3 protein-coding genes are annotated in these 3,040 nt (G+C 34.6%); 2 read left to right on the forward strand and 1 reads right to left on the reverse strand.

Annotation, left to right across the window (positions count from 1 at the left end; all coding sequences use genetic code 11):
- Positions 1 to 454: TerD family protein (locus KBI38_08210; protein ID MBP8630024.1), on the reverse strand; the 454-nt coding region annotated here is incomplete at its 3' end.
- 289 nt (positions 455 to 743) lie between these two features.
- Here KBI38_08210 and KBI38_08215 point away from each other — a divergent pair.
- Together KBI38_08215 and KBI38_08220 are read left to right on the forward strand one after the other, a co-directional pair.
- On the forward strand, positions 744 to 1,754 hold the full coding sequence (locus tag KBI38_08215) for an ATP-grasp domain-containing protein (protein ID MBP8630025.1): 1,011 nt from the start codon (positions 744 to 746) through the stop codon (positions 1,752 to 1,754).
- A gap of 6 nt (positions 1,755 to 1,760) precedes the next feature.
- Positions 1,761 to 2,882 carry a phosphoribosyltransferase domain-containing protein gene (locus KBI38_08220; protein MBP8630026.1) on the forward strand — a complete coding sequence of 374 codons (1,122 nt, stop codon included), beginning with the start codon at positions 1,761 to 1,763 and terminating at the stop codon, positions 2,880 to 2,882.
- Positions 2,883 to 3,040 lie beyond the last annotated feature (158 nt).

A 3,040-nucleotide genomic window follows, 5' to 3' on the forward strand; every position in this document is an offset into this window, starting at 1 on the left:
ATCTAAATTTCCACTTATCATTATGTTTATACACTTCTGCCAAAATTAATGCTTTTTCTGTTTTAGACTGAGTCTGAATCAATGCATTGGCGATGGTTTGAGTACCGGATAAAAGTTCAATATGAATGGGAGATATTCGACTAAAATTATTTGGTTCACTGATAGTTGCACATAAAGTAACTTTTTGAATTTGTGGATCAATTAATGCTGTATTAATCTTAAATTTACTTAAATATGGATCATTGGAATCAGACTGGACTAGTAGCACACTTTGATTTCGTGTTTGAGTTTGTCCATAGAAAATCATATCCTGATCACCACGCACTTTTTGCGTACTTTGTGCTAAAAGATATGCAGTACAATCAACCTCTAATTGATTAGGAATACTGGTTTTTATTAATATCTCCACCACTTCAGATGCTAAAGCAATGTTTCCACCTGCAATAAGTTGCATACTACCCTCTTACAATATTGTAATATTTCATTTAACTAATTAAGCATATGAATATAAAAAAAATATCTTAAAAATTATTTTATTCGCCCTATATTGTTTTAACATAGGCGGATTCACGCGGCAAGTGCAGCAATATAAAAACCTGCCACCACGTCACTGGGCGTATACCAACCCAGTGACTTTCTAGAACAATTATTCAACTTATTACATGAAAAATTTTATATACTCCATGTAGAATGGAATCATAAATTCATAATTGTTATTAAATAAAATTGAGATCAAATCTACTGTGAAATCGCATTACAATATCTGGATTGCTGAAAGTTATTCCTGTCAAAATGACATTATTCAATTATTAAAAAACTCAAATTTATCTCCCTATCTGACTATTTTTTGTTCTCACAGTAAACAACGTCCTGAACTGAAGTTGCTTGCAGATTATTTTTTTCAACAACCGGTTATTAAGGACAGTCCAGACTGGTTACTAGAACAATGTAAAAAGCATTCTATTCAGCTTTTGTTTTGTGGAAAGCATAGTCAATTTATTGAGCAATTTCGTGAAGAATTTTCTCGTCATGATATTCAATTAGTGACTGGTGCCAGAGGCATCAGTCAGCATAAAAACGTTAATAATAAATTTTTATTTGGACAAATTTGCGAAGGTTTAAACTTACCTAGCATTTCTGCTGCAAAAGTTGCTCATGTTAATGAATTAAAGCAAGCTATTGATGAATATCAACAACGGTATAGCGTTATTTGTGCAAAGCCCGTTTATGGCGTATATGGTGCAGGTTTTGTGCAATTAAGCGATGATGTTTCATATTTTATGAAATTTCAATCTAATACTCTATGTAATACACAACAGTTTATAGAAGCTTATGCTCAATTAGAGCCGCCTATTGAGTATTTAATTATGCCCTTTTTGCAAGGGCAAGAATGTTCTGTAGATATTGCCTGTAGTAATGGCAAAATTTTAGCCTTAGTAACTCGGATAAAATTTAAATTTTATCAAGAATGCTATATCGAGCATCCATGTCATGAAATATGTAAAATTTTAGTAGAACATTTCCAGTGCGATGGATTGATCAATATTCAATTTAAGCAAGATGATCAGGGAGCCTGGCATATTTTAGAAATTAACCCGCGTCCCGCTGGCGGTTTTTCCTATACACAACATACTGGAATTAATTTAATTGCAGAATTAATTGCAGAAAAATTGCACTTAGTTTTAAAGCGCCCCGTACCAACTACTGTAGTACAAGTTCTCCCCATTATACAAAGTATAAAAAATGGATTGTAAACATTGATAAAACATATTGATTTAAGCCGTGGCCGTATTAGTGTGACAGTAAATCATCATCATCCTGAATGGAAATTGGATGATTTGCTTAGCTTTGCAGAAAGAATTAATCCGAAACGTGCATTTTTATTTGTTTCTAAAGTTCTTGGTAAACATATTCCTGTCGCACCCTCAGTTATGCAAAAAAGCTATCAAGACCTTGCTGCTCTTATTCCTAAAAATTTGCCCTATCCCATTAGTGTGATTGGTATGGCTGAAACCGCAGTCGGTTTAGGCGCAGGAGTCTATCGTGAGCTGAAACCAGATTTCGGGGAAAATGCTATTTTTTTAACGACTACTCGGCATCCAGTCGAAACCTTGCCCACATTAGGCTTGTTTTTAGAAGAACATAGCCATGCACAAGACCAATTTATCTTGTCTAGTCATGATGCTATTAAACATCAACACATCCTGAGTTCAAAAACTCTTATCTTAGTGGATGATGAAATTTCGACTGGTAAAACCTTTAGAAATTTAATTCTCAGTCTTAAAAAATCAGGTTTAGAACACGTTGAAAGGATTATTTTAGTGACTTTAGTCAACTGGGCTGAACAGCACTTAGTCACCGATGATTTAGGTATTCCAGTTGAAGTGGTTTCTTTATTACATGGTCACTGGCAGTGGCAAGATAACAACAAAGAAATTGATATTCAAATGCCGAACGTCAGTTCAACCCAGCAACAAAGCCAAAAAATTATTGCACCCAATGACTGGGGGCGCGAACCGACTTTTCTGGAGTGTTCTGTGTGGCAAAAGATTGAATCCATTCAAGCGCATGAAAAAGTTTTAGTGTTAGGTTCGGGGGAATTCACCTGGATTCCTTTCCTAATGGCAGAGCAACTAGAAAAGCAAGGTGTTGAGGTTTATTTTAGCTCCACCACTCGCTCTCCGATTATGCAAGGACAGTCCATTGAAAGTATTTGTTTATTTAAAGACAATTACGGACTCAATATGAATAACTATGCATACAACGTAAAACATCAAGAATTTGATCGTGTCTTTTTAATCATTGAAACCGCTAAAGATAGTGTTGACCCTCTGCTTTTTGAACAAATAAAAAACTTGGAAATTATTAGTTATGAATGTTAAGCCGTTAATTTTTGTTGACTTAGATGACACTCTTTTTCAAACACATCGTAAAAGCACACCTACGCCTTTACATAAAATTGCGACTACAGATAAATTAGGTGAACCGCTCTCTTATATGCTGCCAAAACAGCAAATATTCGTGAATTGGCTATTAGAGT

The sequence above is a fragment of the Negativicutes bacterium genome (genome assembly GCA_018052945.1).
Lineage (GTDB): Bacteria > Bacillota > Negativicutes > JAGPMH01 > JAGPMH01 > JAGPMH01.